The 14,761-nt window shown below is 59.8% G+C and carries 12 protein-coding genes; 3 read left to right on the forward strand and 9 right to left on the reverse strand.

Going from position 1 to position 14,761, the window contains the following annotated elements; genetic code table 11:
- Nucleotides 1-100 precede the first annotated feature (100 nt).
- Together arsC and purD are read right to left on the reverse strand one after the other, a co-directional pair.
- Nucleotides 101-505, reverse strand: a complete 405-nt coding sequence (gene arsC, locus ABFT80_RS21480; RefSeq protein ID WP_347973997.1) for an arsenate reductase (glutaredoxin) — start codon at nucleotides 503-505, stop codon at nucleotides 101-103.
- Nucleotides 502-1,779 (reverse strand): phosphoribosylamine--glycine ligase, encoded by a 1,278-nt coding sequence (gene purD / locus ABFT80_RS21485; RefSeq protein ID WP_347973998.1) that lies wholly within the window; start codon nucleotides 1,777-1,779, stop codon nucleotides 502-504. Before purD ends, arsC begins: the two co-directional genes overlap by 4 nt.
- Nucleotides 1,780-1,939: 160 nt before the next feature.
- Between purD and ABFT80_RS21490 the strand changes: the two genes are divergently transcribed.
- Together ABFT80_RS21490 and ubiA are read left to right on the forward strand one after the other, a co-directional pair.
- Entirely contained in the window at nucleotides 1,940-2,479 is a 540-nt protein-coding gene (locus ABFT80_RS21490; protein ID WP_347973999.1) for a GNAT family N-acetyltransferase, read from the forward strand.
- 51 nt (nucleotides 2,480-2,530) lie between these two features.
- Nucleotides 2,531-3,514 carry a 4-hydroxybenzoate octaprenyltransferase gene (ubiA, locus tag ABFT80_RS21495; protein WP_347974000.1) on the forward strand — a complete coding sequence of 328 codons (984 nt, stop codon included), beginning with the start codon at nucleotides 2,531-2,533 and terminating at the stop codon, nucleotides 3,512-3,514.
- Between the two features lie 88 nt (nucleotides 3,515-3,602).
- Here the strand turns inward: ubiA and ABFT80_RS21500 are convergent, their stop codons facing one another.
- The 3 genes from ABFT80_RS21500 to ABFT80_RS21510 all read right to left on the reverse strand — a co-directional run bounded on the left by ABFT80_RS21500 (nucleotide 3,603) and on the right by ABFT80_RS21510 (nucleotide 7,027).
- Complete coding sequence (locus tag ABFT80_RS21500; RefSeq protein WP_347974001.1) at nucleotides 3,603-4,169, reverse strand: DUF6101 family protein; 567 nt, start codon at nucleotides 4,167-4,169, stop codon at nucleotides 3,603-3,605.
- 499 nt (nucleotides 4,170-4,668) lie between these two features.
- Entirely contained in the window at nucleotides 4,669-6,084 is a 1,416-nt protein-coding gene (locus ABFT80_RS21505; protein WP_347974002.1) for an FAD-binding oxidoreductase, read from the reverse strand.
- Nucleotides 6,085-6,097: 13 nt separating this feature from the next.
- Nucleotides 6,098-7,027 carry an L-threonylcarbamoyladenylate synthase gene (locus ABFT80_RS21510; protein ID WP_455189981.1) on the reverse strand — a complete coding sequence of 310 codons (930 nt, stop codon included), beginning with the start codon at nucleotides 7,025-7,027 and terminating at the stop codon, nucleotides 6,098-6,100.
- A 191-nt stretch (nucleotides 7,028-7,218) separates the two neighbouring features.
- On the opposite strand from ABFT80_RS21510, the gene ABFT80_RS21515 reads away from it, so the two are divergent.
- Nucleotides 7,219-7,551: a hypothetical protein gene (locus tag ABFT80_RS21515; RefSeq protein WP_347974004.1), complete on the forward strand. Its 333-nt coding sequence runs from the start codon at nucleotides 7,219-7,221 to the stop codon at nucleotides 7,549-7,551.
- 214 nt (nucleotides 7,552-7,765) lie between these two features.
- On the opposite strand, the gene glyS is transcribed toward ABFT80_RS21515, so the two are convergent.
- The 4 genes from glyS to ABFT80_RS21535 all read right to left on the reverse strand — a co-directional run bounded on the left by glyS (nucleotide 7,766) and on the right by ABFT80_RS21535 (nucleotide 14,670).
- On the reverse strand, nucleotides 7,766-10,420 hold the full coding sequence (gene glyS, locus ABFT80_RS21520) for a glycine--tRNA ligase subunit beta (RefSeq protein ID WP_347974005.1): 2,655 nt from the start codon (nucleotides 10,418-10,420) through the stop codon (nucleotides 7,766-7,768).
- Nucleotides 10,421-10,422: 2 nt separating this feature from the next.
- Nucleotides 10,423-11,376 (reverse strand): glycine--tRNA ligase subunit alpha, encoded by a 954-nt coding sequence (locus ABFT80_RS21525; RefSeq protein WP_347974006.1) that lies wholly within the window; start codon nucleotides 11,374-11,376, stop codon nucleotides 10,423-10,425.
- Nucleotides 11,377-11,504: 128 nt separating this feature from the next.
- Complete coding sequence (locus tag ABFT80_RS21530) at nucleotides 11,505-13,523, reverse strand: tetratricopeptide repeat protein (RefSeq protein ID WP_347974007.1); 2,019 nt, start codon at nucleotides 13,521-13,523, stop codon at nucleotides 11,505-11,507.
- A 130-nt stretch (nucleotides 13,524-13,653) separates the two neighbouring features.
- A complete protein-coding gene (locus tag ABFT80_RS21535) occupies nucleotides 13,654-14,670 on the reverse strand; it encodes a polyprenyl synthetase family protein (protein WP_347974008.1) in 1,017 nt (338 codons plus the stop codon).
- Nucleotides 14,671-14,761 lie beyond the last annotated feature (91 nt).

A 14,761-nucleotide genomic window follows, 5' to 3' on the forward strand; every position in this document is an offset into this window, starting at 1 on the left:
CTGAAAAAACGCTGGCAGGACAGCCCCCCCCCTCTGTCCCGCCAACGTTCCATTAAAAATGAAGGATACGACTTCCCAACCCGGAATAGGAAACCCGTGGTCAGCTTTTCAAGCCAACGACGTCCCCGTCTTCCTTAGTGAAAGAGCCGATGTCACGTTCAAGGAGCGACAGCACCTTTTCTGAAGGCCGCGCAAGCACTGCCCCTTTTCCGGTCACGACGACTGGCCGCTCGATCAGGATCGGGTGCGCAATCATGAAGTCGATGATCTCGTCATCGCTCCATTTCTCATTGCCAAGGTCCAACTCCTCATAGGGCGTGCCCTTACGCCGCAAAAGCGCGCGCGGGGTCATGCCCAGAAAGCCAAGCAGTTCGATCAATTTTTCGCGCGAGGGCGGCGTCTTCAGATACTCGATAACCTCCGGCTCCTCACCGGATGCGCGGATCATCGCCAGCGTGTTGCGCGAGGTGCCGCAAGCCGGGTTGTGGTAGATCGTAACCTTCACCCGCGCTGTTCCCGCTCGATTGCGCGCCAGCCTATGTCGCGGCGGCAGAAGCCTTCCGGCCAGTCGATCGCATCGACGGCGCGATAGGCGTTTTGCTGCGCCTCGCCAACCGTCTTGCCCGTCGCCGTGACATTGAGAACGCGGCCGCCATTGGCGACAAGCGCGCCTTGCGACAGAGCCGTTCCAGCATGGAAAATCTCGACGCCATTCGCTGCTGCTTCATCAACGCCTTTTATCACCGAGCCTTTTTCAGGCGTCGCGGGATAGCCCTTCGCGGCCATGACCACGGTCAAAGCAGGCTCGTCGCGCCAGCGAACCGACATATGGCCAAGCTGGCCATCGGCAGCAGCTTCGAGCAGGACAAGCACATCGTCTTTCAGTCGCATCATCAGAACCTGACATTCAGGATCGCCGAAACGCACATTGTATTCGATGAGTTTCGGAGCCCCTTCGGAAATCATCAGGCCGACGAACAGCACGCCGGAAAACGGCATGCCCATCTCGGCCATGCCGCGCATGGTCGGCTCGACGATCTCGGCCATGGTGCGCGCGATAACCGCCTCCGACATGACAGGAGCGGGCGAATAAGCGCCCATGCCGCCGGTGTTCGGGCCGGTATCGCCCTCGCCGACGCGCTTGTGGTCTTGCGCCGTGCCGAAAGGCAGCGCGGTCTTGCCGTCGCAGAGGCAGAAAAAGCTGGCTTCCTCGCCGCTCAGAAACTCTTCGACCACAACTTCCGCGCCCGCACCGCCAAATGCGCCTTCAAAGCAGGCATCGATCGCTTCCAGCGCCTCGCTCTCGGCCATCGCGACGGTAACGCCCTTGCCCGCGGCAAGACCATCGGCCTTCACGACGATAGGCGCGCCGTACTTTCGCACATAGTTTTTTGCGGTTTCGGCATCGGTGAAGCGGCCATAGGCACCGGTCGGTATGTCGTATCTGGCGCAGAAATCCTTGGTGAAGCCTTTGGAGCCTTCAAGCTGGGCGGCGTCTTTCGAGGGGCCGAATACTTTTATGCCCGCTGCGCGCAGATCATCGGCCAGACCGGCGACGAGCGGACCTTCCGGCCCGACGACCACCAGGCCGATTTCCTTTTCCTTCGCAAAAGCAACCACCGCTTCGTGATCGGCAATATCGAGCGCGACGCATTCGGCTTCTTTCGCAACACCGGGATTGCCGGGTGCCGCGTAAAGTTTATCCAGCAGCGGAGAAGCGGCGATCTTCCAGGCGAGTGCGTGTTCGCGTCCGCCTGAGCCGATGAGAAGTACGTTCATTCCGGGCAACCTCGAGGAAAAGCTGAAAATCCGCCCCTCCGCTATGGAAGATGCCGCTCCGGGTCAAGCCATCGTGATTTGAACCGATTAGAAACTGTATTTTTCCCGCTGGACGAGTGTCACGAAAATATTGCACATAAATGCGGGTTGGGAGAAATTAGTGCCTATCGCAATACGTCTTGCAGACGATTCCTATTTCGACGCCATAACGACCTGTGATTTCAGCTTTGAAATCAAAGGCGCGTTTGTTCCAGAATTTTCTAAAACGCTCCATGAGTGGGCCGTCGTGCCGGCCGTGACGCAATGGAAAGATTATGGCATCGATATCGAGGATCTTCGCGATCACATCTTTTCGGATGACAGCGCGTTGTTCACGGGCGAAATCGACGGCAGGCCTGCCGGGCATATTGCCATCGCCCGAAACTGGAACGGCTACGCCCGGATCGAAGACATCGCCGTCGATGCCAAGAGCAGACTGAAAGGTCTCGGCAAGGCGCTGATGGACACGGCTGCCGAATGGGCGCGCGAAAAGGGTCTGGCCGGCCTGATGCTGGAAACCCAGAACAACAATATGGCGGCCTGCCGTTTCTATCAGCGCTACGGTTTCTCGCTCGGCGGCATCGACCGCTATCTCTATCGCGGAATTGCACCGGAGACCGATGAGATCGCGCTTTTCTGGTATCTGCATTTCGGCCGTTGAGAAGCCGCTGATCCGGCTTGACGCGTAAGCGCCCGGCTGGCACGTCAAGCCATGGAAGATATTCAAACGAGAGAGGCTCAGGGACGCGTCGCAGACGCGCCGACCGGGCATTGGGTTTACCGGGCATTGCCGCGCTGGCTGTGGCCTTACGCGCAGCTTGCACGCTGGGACAGGCCGATAGGCTGGCAATTGCTGCTCTGGCCGTGCTGGTGGGGCGTGGCACTCGCCGCAATCGCGTTCGCGCGACCGGAAGACGCGCTGATGTCTCTCCTGCCCTCGCCCTGGTATCTCGTGCTGTTTCTGATCGGCGCCATCGCCATGCGCGGAGCGGGCTGCGCCTATAACGACATTGTCGACTATAAGATCGATGCGGCGGTGGAACGGACGCGTTCACGCCCGCTGCCATCCGGCCAGATCACCAGGAAGCAGGCATGGCTTTTCGTCGTCCTGCAGGCGCTGGTCGGCCTACTGGTGCTGCTGCAGTTCAACAGTTTCGCCATTCCGCTGGGGCTGTGCTCGCTGATTATCGTCGCGGCCTATCCGTTCATGAAGCGCTTTACCAACTGGCCGCAGCTTGTGCTTGGCCTCGCCTTCTCATGGGGCGCGCTGATGGGTTGGGCTGCTGAATTCGAAGACGTCGATGGCGCAGCCTTCCTGCTCTACGCAGGCTGCATCCTGTGGGTGATCGGTTACGACACGATCTACGCGCATCAGGACAAGGAAGACGACGCGCTGGTCGGCGTGGGGTCCACCGCGCGACGGTTCGGAGACAATACAAAGGCGTGGCTGGTCGGGCTTTACGGCGGCGCGCTGGTACTTTTCGCGCTTGCCTATGCGGCGGCGGAAGCGCCCATGCCCGCCCTTGCCGGACTTGCCGCTGCCGGCGCGCATATGGCGCGCCAGATCGCCGTGCTCGACATCAACGATCCCGACCAGTGCATCCGGCTTTTCAGATCCAACAATCAGGTTGGCTGGATGATCTTTCTGGGACTGATCGGCGGCGGCTTGTGGGTCGCCCTCAAGCCGCTGATCTAGAATTCAGGTCAGGACGTGCCGAAATGGCCGTTATCGAGAACCGGAAGCGCAGAGAACGGCCATTTGCAGGCCGTCCTCACCTGAATTATTAATCGCGGGCGATGATCTCTTCGCCGCCGACTACCAACCGCATGCCGAGATCGCCGGATTTACGGCGAGCCAGAAAGCGCGGGCGGCGGCGGACGGCTTCGCTGCCCTTGCGGCGCGGCGCAGGCGATGCGGCCTTGATGGCGGCACTGAGCGATTCTTCCAGTGTACGGGCGACGCCATCGGCCTCGATCAGCAGCATCTCCAGACCGTAGGCTTCCGACCATGCGCGCCAGTCTGCAGCGACGTCTTCAAGATTGTGTGCCACCAGCAACGGAACCGAGAGCATCGGGTCGCGGTGGTGCAGTTCCAGCGTGACGGTGACATTGCCGTCGCCATCTTCCAATGCGCGGGCGGCAACGCCGCGGAAGGCGTTTGCCGGCAGCACGACGGTCGCCGGCAGGCCGCTCTTTTCCAGAAGGCGGCGCACGGTCGCGCCACGCTGATCGATCGTGAAGGTAACGTCTCCGTAGCTGTCACGCGTGGCGTAAGTGACCATCTGCGGCAGACGGTAAGGGTCGAGGCGCATGTTGCGCCCCGCCCAGACTGGCTTCAGTCCGGTGTTCATCGTTATTGTGCCTTCCTGTTATACTTTCGAGAGCCGGTTTTCCGGTCTCCCTGAACCGGTTTTCCCGGCCTCTTTATAGGAAGGACTGTAGCGGGCGGACCTTACCGGCCCTCTTAAAAAAGTCGGTTAAATTTTCCTGATCTCTCAAATGGTTATCGGAATCCGACCAGCCACAAGATGTTGTAAAGATGTGTGAAGGATGGGTGAATGATCGCCGTCTTGGGCCAAGGCAGCGAAGCAGAGGTATACGGGATGACGCTGCTCCTAGACGGTTCCTGTTTTGATGGAATCGCGAGGCGCCCCCCCTCTGTCCTGCCGGACATCTCCCCCACGAGTGGGGAGATTGGCTGACAAAACTCTCCGCCTTTTCATTCTGCAAAGTCAGCGATTGATGCCGTGCTTTAAATGATAGAGTAATCTCCCCGCCCGTGGGGGAGATGTCCGGCAGGACAGAGGGGGGCGCTGTCCCGCCAGCGTCTCTATTTAAAAATAACGGCCTCTAAATAAGCTTACCCGGATTCATAATTCCCGCCGGATCGAAGGCCGTTTTCACGCGGCGCATCAGGTCGATGGCGACAGGCGGGGCGGTGGCGAGAAGTTCGTCGCGCTTCATCTGGCCAATGCCGTGCTCGGCCGAAAAGGAACCGCCAAGTTCTCGCACCACGGTATGCACGGCATCGTTCATCGGGCGATAGAGATCGAGAAAGCCGCGGCTGTCCGCGCCTATGGGCTGCGAAATGTTATAATGCAGATTGCCGTCGCCCATATGGCCGAAGCAGACGATGCGCGCCTGCGGGCTGACCGAGCGCACCGCCTGCTCACCGCGCACGATGAACTCCGGGATGGACGCGACAGGCACGGAAATGTCGTGCTTGATAGATGCGCCTTCGGGCTTCTGCGCGCCGGAAATCTCCTCGCGCAGACGCCAGAAATTTGCTGCCTGACCGAGACTTTCCGCAATCACGGCATCGTCCATCAGGCCCGCTTCCAGCCCTTCGGTAAGAATCTCCTCGATCAGTTGACGCGCATCTTCCGCCGAGCGGCCCGATGAAATCTCGATCAGCACATTCCACGCCGAAGGGGTCGCCAACGGGCGAATATTACCCAGGACGTGCCTCACGGAAAACTCGAGCGCGAGATCGGTAATCAGTTCGAAGCCGGTCAGGTTGCTGCCTGCGCGATCTTCCGCAAGGCTGAAAAGCTTCAGCGCATCTTCCGGCGAGGCAAGCCCGACCCACGCCACTTCGCGGCCGCGCGGCTTTGGCACCAGCTTCATGACGGCGGCGGTAATAACGCCGAGCGTGCCTTCCGCGCCGACGAACAGGTTCTTCAAGTCGTAGCCGGTATTGTCCTTCTTCAGCTTTCGCAGATCATCGAACACCTCGCCCGTCGGCAACACGACTTCGACGCCAAGGCAAAGCTCGCGCGCATTGCCATAGGCCAGCACCCCCGTACCGCCCGCATTGGACGATAGGTTGCCGCCGATCTGGCAGGAGCCTTGAGAACCAAGAGACAGCGGGAACAGCCGGTTAGCCCCGTCCGCCGCCTTGTGCAGATTATCGAGGATGACGCCTGCCTCGACCGTGATCGTGTTCGACAAAACATCGATCTCGCGAACGCGGTTCAGCCGCGACAGCGAAAGCACGATCTCGCTGCCGTCGCGATGCGGCATCTGCGCGCCGACCAGCCCGGTATTGCCGCCCTGCGGCACGATGGGCGTGCGCGTTTCCGTGGCAAGGCGCATGATGGCGCTGACTTCTTCGACGGTTCCCGGCCGCAGAACCAGCGGCGAGACGCCCGGAAACAGCCCGCGCTGCTCGACCAGAAAAGGGGCCTTGTCGGCCTCGTCGCGCACGGCGTAATTTTCACCGACGATTACTGCGAAGCGATCGAGAAGTGCGGCATCCATACTCATATTTCCTCCGAAACTATAGATGGCGCGGTGCGGCGGCGCGCGAAAGCCGGTCGTTTATCGCCTCGCCCAGCCCTTGCGTGGGCACCGGCTCGACGGCAATTCCCGAAGCGCCTGAAGCATCGAGCTCGCGCATATAGGAAAACAGATTGGCTGCGGCCTCGCGCAGATCCGCCCGTTCGGACAGGTTCAGAAAGGCGGCGGCCTTTTCGGCACCCAGCGCGCGCGTTGGCCCAAATCCCAGAAGCGCCTCATTGGCGGAGACCTCCACCGCGCCAAGCCGCACCGCTGCGCGGGGCGCATAATGCGAGGCCAGCATGCCGGGCGCTTCGATCTTGCCGCCGGTTTCGCGCAGCAATGGCAGGCCGGTGACTTTTTCTATGTCTTCCGCCGCAACGCCGCCTGGACGCAGAAGATAAATCTGTCCGCCATCCACTTTCACGATGGTCGATTCGACCCCGATCGGCGTCGCGCCGCCATCGACGATCAGCTTGATCTTCGGCCCTAAGTCGGCTTCCACAGCCGCAGCACTCGTTCCAGTGATGAGGCCGGAGGAATTGGCGCTGGGCGCGGCCAGCGGCCTGCCGAGAGCGGCGATCAATTCGCTCGAAAAGCCGCGCGGCATACGCACGGCGAGCGTATGGAGGCCTGCGGTCGTGAGAGGATGAACCGTGGCATCGTCTTTCAGCCGCAGCACAAGCGTCAGCGCGCCGGGCCAGAAAGCCTCGGCCAAAGCGCGCGACACCTCATCGAAATGCACCAGCCTTTCGGCCATCGCCATGTCCGAGACATGCGCGATCATCGGGTTGAAACGCGGCCTGCCCTTGACCTCGAAAATGCGTGCAACGGCTTCGCCATTGGTCGCGTCGCCCGCCAGCCCGTAGACCGTTTCTGTGGGAACTGCGATCACATCGCCCGACCCAAGCAGGGTCAAGGCCTCGTCCATCGCTTGTCCAGGTTCCAGTATTTTTGCCACTTGTCCGCGCCGCCAATTTTTGAGGTTTCTGACTATATCGCCCGGCCCTTCGCGGCAAGCGGCGCGAAAATGCAGATCGTTAAAATGCGACCTATTCCTGCAAACCGAAATCAACCTCGTCACGCTACCAACCATGACTATCTAGGCGGGGCGGGACTTTTATGAAATTTGGAATCATGTGCGTGTTGCTCACTGCAACATGGGGCAGCGCGCAAGCGTCATCCATTATTACCCTTGGAGCATCGGAAGCTGGTACGACATTGGAGCGCAGCTCCATCGTCACGCTTGGCGAACCGGCATCTGCCGCAAAACACGATGGCGCGAAAAAGCAGGCTCGGCGTCCGGGTTCGCTGCCTACGGTTTTCCGTGGTGAGGTGGATGTGCCAGCGGTCTCGCAAGCGTCCGCCAAACGCGCACCAGCAGCAGTGGCCGCAACTGTGCCGGGAAACGACAAGGCTTCACCGCCTCCGGCCCCCGCGCAGATTCCGCTTTGAGCTAAGGGCTCTTTAACGAGACATCACCCCCCTCTGCCCTGCCGGGCATCTCCCCCTCAAGGGGGGAGATTACTCTGTCATAAAAGTGCGGCACCAATCGCTAACGTTGCAGAATCAAAGCCGAGCGCTGTGTCAGCCAATCTCCACCCTTGAGGGGGAGATGCCCGGCAGGGCAGAGGGGGGTGTCTCGCGATTCCGTTAGAACAAGATCGCTTTAACCCGCTATTTTGGAAAAGTCCGCGACCTGATCGGTAGCAGCGCGAATGCGGGCGAGCAGAGCCAGACGATTGGCGCGCACGGCCTCGTCGTCGTCGTTTACGAGAACGCCTTCGAAGAATGAATCAACCGGCTCACGCAACACGCTAAGTGCGCGCATAGCAGCGGAAAAATCTTCATTCTGAATCGCTTGCGCTGCTTCGCTCTCGGCCTGGTTCACCGCTGCGAACAGCTTTTCCTCGGCACCCTCGCGGAACAGCGAGGCATCGACGGCATTCGCAACGCGCGTGCCCTTCTTTTCCTCGGCAGCAAGAATGTTTGCCGCACGCTTGGTGCCCGCCAGCAGGTTCTTGCCGTCGTCGGTGGAGAGGAAAGAGCCAAGTGCCTCGACGCGCCGAACGATTGCGAGGAGGTCGTCGTTCTGGTTCTGAACCGCGCCTTCGCTCTGCGATTTGCCAATCTCCCCACCTGTGGGGGAGATGCCCGGCAGGGCAGAGGGGGGCAACGTAGAGCGCCCACCTTTTGTGGTCTCAGCAATCTGATCGGGTTGAGATGCTGGCGGGACAGCGCCCCCCTCTGTCTGCTTCGCAGACATCTCCCCCACAGGTGGGGAGATCGGGCGCGAACCCGTCGCCAGCACCGCATCAATCAGATCATGCCGCGCACCCTGATCGCGGAGATAGACTTTCAGACGGTCGTGGAAGAAGGAGATAAGGTCTGAACACAATGTCGCAAAAGCTAAATCAACTTTTGCACTGACATAGCGATGCGTCGCGATCGCGTCTTCATGATCAATCTCTCCGTCTTCTCCCCAGTCGTAGCTATCTATGGAAGCCTTGTCCGAATAGACCAGCATCATGTCCAAGGCGCTGTCGTAATCCCCATCAGAAATGTACCCGCGAACTATAGCTCCCCACGGCGATGCTTCTGCCGTCCTAGACAGCTCTTCCTGCCACTTTGGGTCATCATAAAGGTCGCTAAGATTCTGCCTCCACTCTTGCAATTTGGACAATTTGCCTTCGTCCCAACAAGAAGACAGCAGTGCCGATGCCTGTTGGCCAAAAATATTGGTTAAAGAGGCACGAGCGTCATTCTCGACCAAAATCCGAACCACACCCAACGCCGCGCGTCGCAGCGCATACGGGTCTTTCGAACCCGTAGGCTTTTCGTCAATAGCCCAGAAACCCACCAGCGTATCAAGCTTATCAGCAAGCGCCACAGCCACCGAAACCGGGTCGGTCGGGACACGATCAGACGGACCCTGCGGCTTGTAATGCTCTTCGATAGCCGCCGCGACCGACGGATTTTCGCCCTGAAGCAGCCCGTATTTACGGCCCATCGCGCCTTGCAGTTCAGGAAACTCGCCAACAACTTCCGTCTGCAAATCGGCCTTGGCAAGCACAGCCGCGCGTTCTGCCAATTCGGGATCAGCGCCGACAATCGGCGCGAGTTCGGCAGCCAGCCGCTTGATGCGCTGGACGCGTTCGCCCTGCGTTCCAAGCTTGGCGTGGAATGTCACGTTCAGATGGTCGAGGCGGGCCATGCGCTGGTCGAGCGGCTTTTTCAGGTTGAGGCCGAACTTTTCAGCGGATGCTTCAAGCTCTGCCAGATCGGGCAGATCGCCCTGATCCGTCTTCCAGAAATAGAGTGCATCGGAAAGCCGCGCGCGCACGACTTTACCATTGCCATGCGCGATTTCCTTGCCGCCGTCCTTCGCCTCGATATTCGAGGTGAGGATGAAATGGTTGGAAAGTGCAGCATTGCCATCGGCTGGCGCGCAGACGAAGCATTTCTGATTGGCGCGGATGGTCAGGCGGATGACTTCGGCGGGGATTTCGAGGAAGTCTTGCTCGAACTCGCCAAGCAGCACGACCGGCCATTCGACGAGGCCCGAAACCTCTTCCAGCAGCGCGTCGTCCTCGACCAGTTCCAGACCGTTTGCGAATGCCAGATTCTTGGCGTCCGACAGAATGATTTCCTTGCGCCGATCAGCATCGATGATGACCTTCGCGGCTTCGAGCTTCGACGTGTAATCGTCGAAGCGGCGCACGGTGATTGCGCCCGGCGAATGGAAGCGGTGGCCATAGGTGGTGTTGCCCGCCTTGATGCCATCGATTTCGAAATCGACCACGACAGGTTCTTCGGTTTCGGGGCCGAAGGTGCAGACGATGGATTGCAGCGGTCGCACCCAGCGCAGGCTGCCCGGCTTTGCCGAGGCAGGCCCCCAGCGCATGGATTTCGGCCACGGAAATGCGCGGATCACATCGGGCACGAGTGCCGCGATGATGTCTTCTGCCGCCCTGCCCGGCTTCGAAATATGCGCGACGTAGAAATCGCCCTTTTTTGGATCGGTGTGGACATGCGCTTCCTCGATGGAAGACAGGCCAGCGGAACGCAGGAAGCCCTGAATGGCAGCTTCCGGCGCCTTGGTGCTTGGGCCCTTGCGGTCCTCATGCGTGTCCTTGGAACGCGCCGTCAGGCCGCGAATATCGAGCGTCAGGCGGCGCGGTGTCCAATATTCGCGCGCGGCCTCGTAGGTGAGACCGGCTTCGACCAGACCGTCGGTGATCATTTTCTTCAGATCGCCAGCAGCCTTGCGCTGCATGCGCGCCGGAATTTCCTCGGAGCGAAGTTCGAGAAGAAGATCGGGCATGATTATGCAGCCTCGTGCTTGAAGTTGAAGCCGCCAGCGTCTGTTTCGAGGAAGGCTTCGCCGCACGCCTTGGAGAGATTGCGCACCCGCAGAATGTAGCTCTGGCGCTCGGTTACGGAGATCACGCCGCGCGCGTCGAGCAGATTGAAGACATGGCTGGCCTTGATGCACTGGTCATAGGCCGGGAAAACCATCTGGTATGGCGCGCCCTCGGCGCGGTCGGCACCTGCCTTCAGCAGCGCCTTGCACTCGGCTTCCGCATCCTCGAAATGGCGCAGCAGGACGGCGGTATTCGCATGTTCGAAATTGTGGCGCGAATATTCCTGCTCGGCCTGAAGAAACACATCGCCATAGGTGACTTTTTCGTCGCCCTCGCGGCCGTTGAAGTTCAGGTCGTAGACATTGTCGACGCCCTGCACATACATCGCCAGGCGTTCCAGACCATAGGTCAATTCGCCCGCAACGGGTGAGCATTCGATGCCGCAGACCTGCTGGAAATAGGTGAACTGCGAGACTTCCATGCCGTCGCACCAGCACTCCCAGCCAAGGCCCCATGCGCCGAGCGTCGGGCTTTCCCAATCGTCCTCGACAAAGCGGATGTCATGCACCAGCGGGTCGATGCCGATCGCGGCCAGCGACCCGAGATAGAGTTCCTGAAGGTTGGAAGGGTTCGGCTTCAGGATCACCTGATACTGGTAATAATGCTGCAAGCGGTTCGGATTTTCGCCGTAGCGGCCATCCTTGGGGCGGCGCGACGGCTGGACATAGGCCGCGTTCCACGGGCGAGGCCCGAGCGCGCGCAAGGTCGTTGCCGGATGAAACGTACCCGCGCCGACTTCCATGTCGTACGGCTGCAGCACGACGCAACCATATTCCGCCCAGTAATTGTGAAGGGTCAGGATCAACCCCTGAAAGGAGCGCGTCGGGTTCAGATGGGCGGGCAATGTCGCGGTCACGGGCAAACTCGATGGTTGACGGTCAACGCCGGTCAAACCGGATCATGGTTTTCAGGAACCACGATCCGCTCTCCGAACGCCGTCAGGGTCTAGAGCGCCCCGGAAAATGCGTCAAGCGTTACAGGGAATCAGTTGGCCTCAGGCAGCACCAGTTCCTGACCGGGAACGATGCGGCCCGGATCGCCACGCAGAACCGGATTGAGGTTCAGGATTTCCAGATAACGATTGCCATTGCCGAGCTTTTCATTAGCGATGGACCACAGCGACTGGCCGGGCTGCACCCGGTAGGACGCAGGAACCGGCTTCACCGATGCCGTCGAAGCAGGCTGCACTCCGGCGGGTGCCGGAGCCGCATCGCTGCGCTTTTCCGGCTCAGGCGTGGGCGCATTGGCAGGCGGCGCAGCCTTTGCCGGGACTTCCTGCGCAGCCTTGTTTTCGATTGGCCCCAAGCCTTCCTTCAGCTTCTTCTGAACATCGGCCAGAATTGCCTCATCCGGCTTCATGTCGCGCGCATGGCTCCACTGGAAAGTGGCCTCCAGCTTGCGGCCGACGCGCCAGTAAGCGTCGCCAAGGTGATCGTTCAGCACAGCATCGTCGGGCTTCAAGGAAACCGCACGTTCCAGTTCGGTCACAGCTTCATCGAAGCGGCCAAGGCGGTAATAAGCCCAGCCGAGCGAATCGACGATATAGCCATCGCTCGGACGAAGCTCAACGGCCTTGCGGATCATCTCCAGGCCTTCTTCAAGCTTCATATTCATATCGACCCATGAATAGCCGAGATAATTCAGCACCTGCGGCTGGTCGGGGAACAGTTCCAGCGCCTTGTGGAAATTCGGCTCCGCCTTCGGCCATTCCTTCAGGCGCTCATAGGCGATGCCGCGCTGGTAGAAGATGTTCCAATCGGCATTCGTCGGCTCTTTCAGACGATCGACCGCCTTGTCGTAAAGTGCCGCCGCAGACTTATAGTCTTCCTTCGACGCATAGACGCCGCCGAGCGCCAGATAGGCGCGCATATCGTCCGGGTCACCATCCAGAAGCGCCTGCAGATGCTGGATCGCCTCGTCATGGCGGTCGAGATCGGCAAGGTTCAGACCAAGCTGGAGTTCCGAAACGCGCTTGAGCGGCGAGGTATCGGGAATGCGCTCGTAGAAGGAAATCGCTTCTTCCGGGCGCTCCTGCTGTTCGGCAACGCCTGCAAGCTGCAGAAGTGCGGTATCGCTGTCGGGCTTCAGCGCAAGCGCATATTGCAGATAGAGCCGCACGAAGGATTCGCCGCCGCCACGGTTGAGCGCGGCAGACAGATTCAACAGGATTTCGCTGGCGCCATCAGATGGATTGGCAATCAGCGGCTCGATCTTTTCGCCTTTTTCGATCTTTTCGCGCAGCGCGATCAGCGGAAGGCGACCAGATGCGAACTCCTCAGCCTTGCTTATGACGGCAAGAGCCTTGTCTTTCTCACCCTGCCTCGACAGGAAAATCGCGTAGGATTCAGCTGCGCGCAGCCATGTTTCGGGTGCAGCACTGCCAGCGGCGACATTGTCGATGGTCGCCGTATAGGCTTCATCGGCCTGCTTTTTCATGCCGGCGACATCAGCCACCAGCGCGCGGTGGTAGCTGGCGAACAGCGTATACCACTCAGGCCCTTCGAGCTTTTGCAGCGTGGCTACGGCATCGGCGTTTTCGCCCATGCCCTGCTCTGCCCATGCCGACATGATGCGCGTGATGAGACGGTCGAGATCGGATTCCAGCGAAAGCTTCAGCAGCGTATGTGCGCTCTGGAATTCTTTCTTGCGGAATGCATCGACGGCCAGCGCAACGCGGGAAAAGCGCTCGACATCGGGAACCGCTTTCAGCTTTTCGGCATAGGGCAGCGATTCTTCGAAACGTCCCTGCGCGATCAGCGAAAGCATCAGGCTCTGTTGCAGCGACTGGTTGTCCGGGTCAAAGGCCAGCGCACGCTTGTAATAAGCGATGGCGCTGTCGAGATCGTTATCGACCTCGGCAACACGCGCTGCGAGATAAGCGCCCGAAAACGAGCTGATCTGGACCTGTTCTTCGGTCTGCTTGGTGAAGGCCGGCTGCAAGGTGAGCATGACGCCCGCCAGAGCGGTGACGCCCGCAAACCATTTGATCCGTTCCTGCAGCATGATTTCCCTTCCCGCAGTCCGCTATAAATATGCAAGACTCAATTCGATGGCATGGTGCAAAAGCATGGCCTTTTTGGGATCGTCGTTCAATCCGCCATCATTCACAATGAAGACAGCGAATATTTCGACATCAGGCAACGCGGCTGATGCAGAAATCGATAACGTCGATCAGTGCCGATTTCTGCGGCGTCGCATCCAAAGGTGCCAACGCATCGCGGGCAATTTCGCCGAAGTGGCGCGCCCTGCCGATCGTGTCGGCAATCGCACCGTGCCGCGCCATCAGTCCCATTGCCTTGTCGAGTGCAGCGTCATCGGTGACGTTTTCCTCGATCGCCTTCTTCCAGAATTCGCGCTCCGTGCCGGTGCCGCGCCTGTAGGCCAGAATGACCGGCAGGGTGACTTTGCCTTCGCGGAAATCGTCGCCGACATTCTTGCCGAGATCAGCACTCGAGCCGCCATAATCCAGCGCATCATCGATCAACTGGAATGCCAGGCCGAGATTCATGCCGTAGGAGCGCAAGGCCGAACGGTGGTTCTTCGAGGCACCAGCAATCACCGGGCCGACTTCGGCGGCGGCTGAAAACAGCGCGGCGGTCTTTGCCTTGATGACTGCGAAATGCTCGTCCTCGGTGGTTTCGAGGTTCTTGGCCGCTGCAAGCTGCATGACCTCGCCTTCGGCAATCACCGAAGCGGCGGTCGACAGAATATCGAGCGCTTCGAGCGAACCGACATCCACCATCATGCGGAAGGCCTGGCCGAGAAGGAAGTCGCCGACCAGAACGCTGGCCTGGTTGCCCCAGATCATGCGCGCGGTTTTCTTGCCGCGGCGCATGCCGCTTTCATCGACCACATCGTCATGCAGAAGCGTTGCCGTGTGCATGAATTCTACGCTGGTCGCGAGCTTTACATGGCCCTCGCCTTCATAGCCGAACATCTGCGCGGCAGCGAGCGTAACCATAGGTCGCAAACGCTTGCCGCCGGAAGAGATCAGATGATTGGCGATTTCCGGTATCATTTCGACATCGGAGCCAGCCTTGGAGAGAATAAGCTTGTTCACGCGAGCCATATCGCCCGCTGTCAGGTCGATGAGGTGCTTTATCGACGCGCTTCCACGCTTTCCGTCTTCAAGGTTGAGCACAACACCCACTATCGATACTCCCACAATTCTTGCATGGCCGAAAATAACGCGCCGTGCATAGCATGGATTCTAGGGCCGTAAAGGTATGAACGGCAAGGGG

This window comes from Foliimonas ilicis (genome assembly GCF_039939195.1).
Lineage (GTDB): Bacteria > Pseudomonadota > Alphaproteobacteria > Rhizobiales > Rhizobiaceae > Foliimonas > Foliimonas ilicis.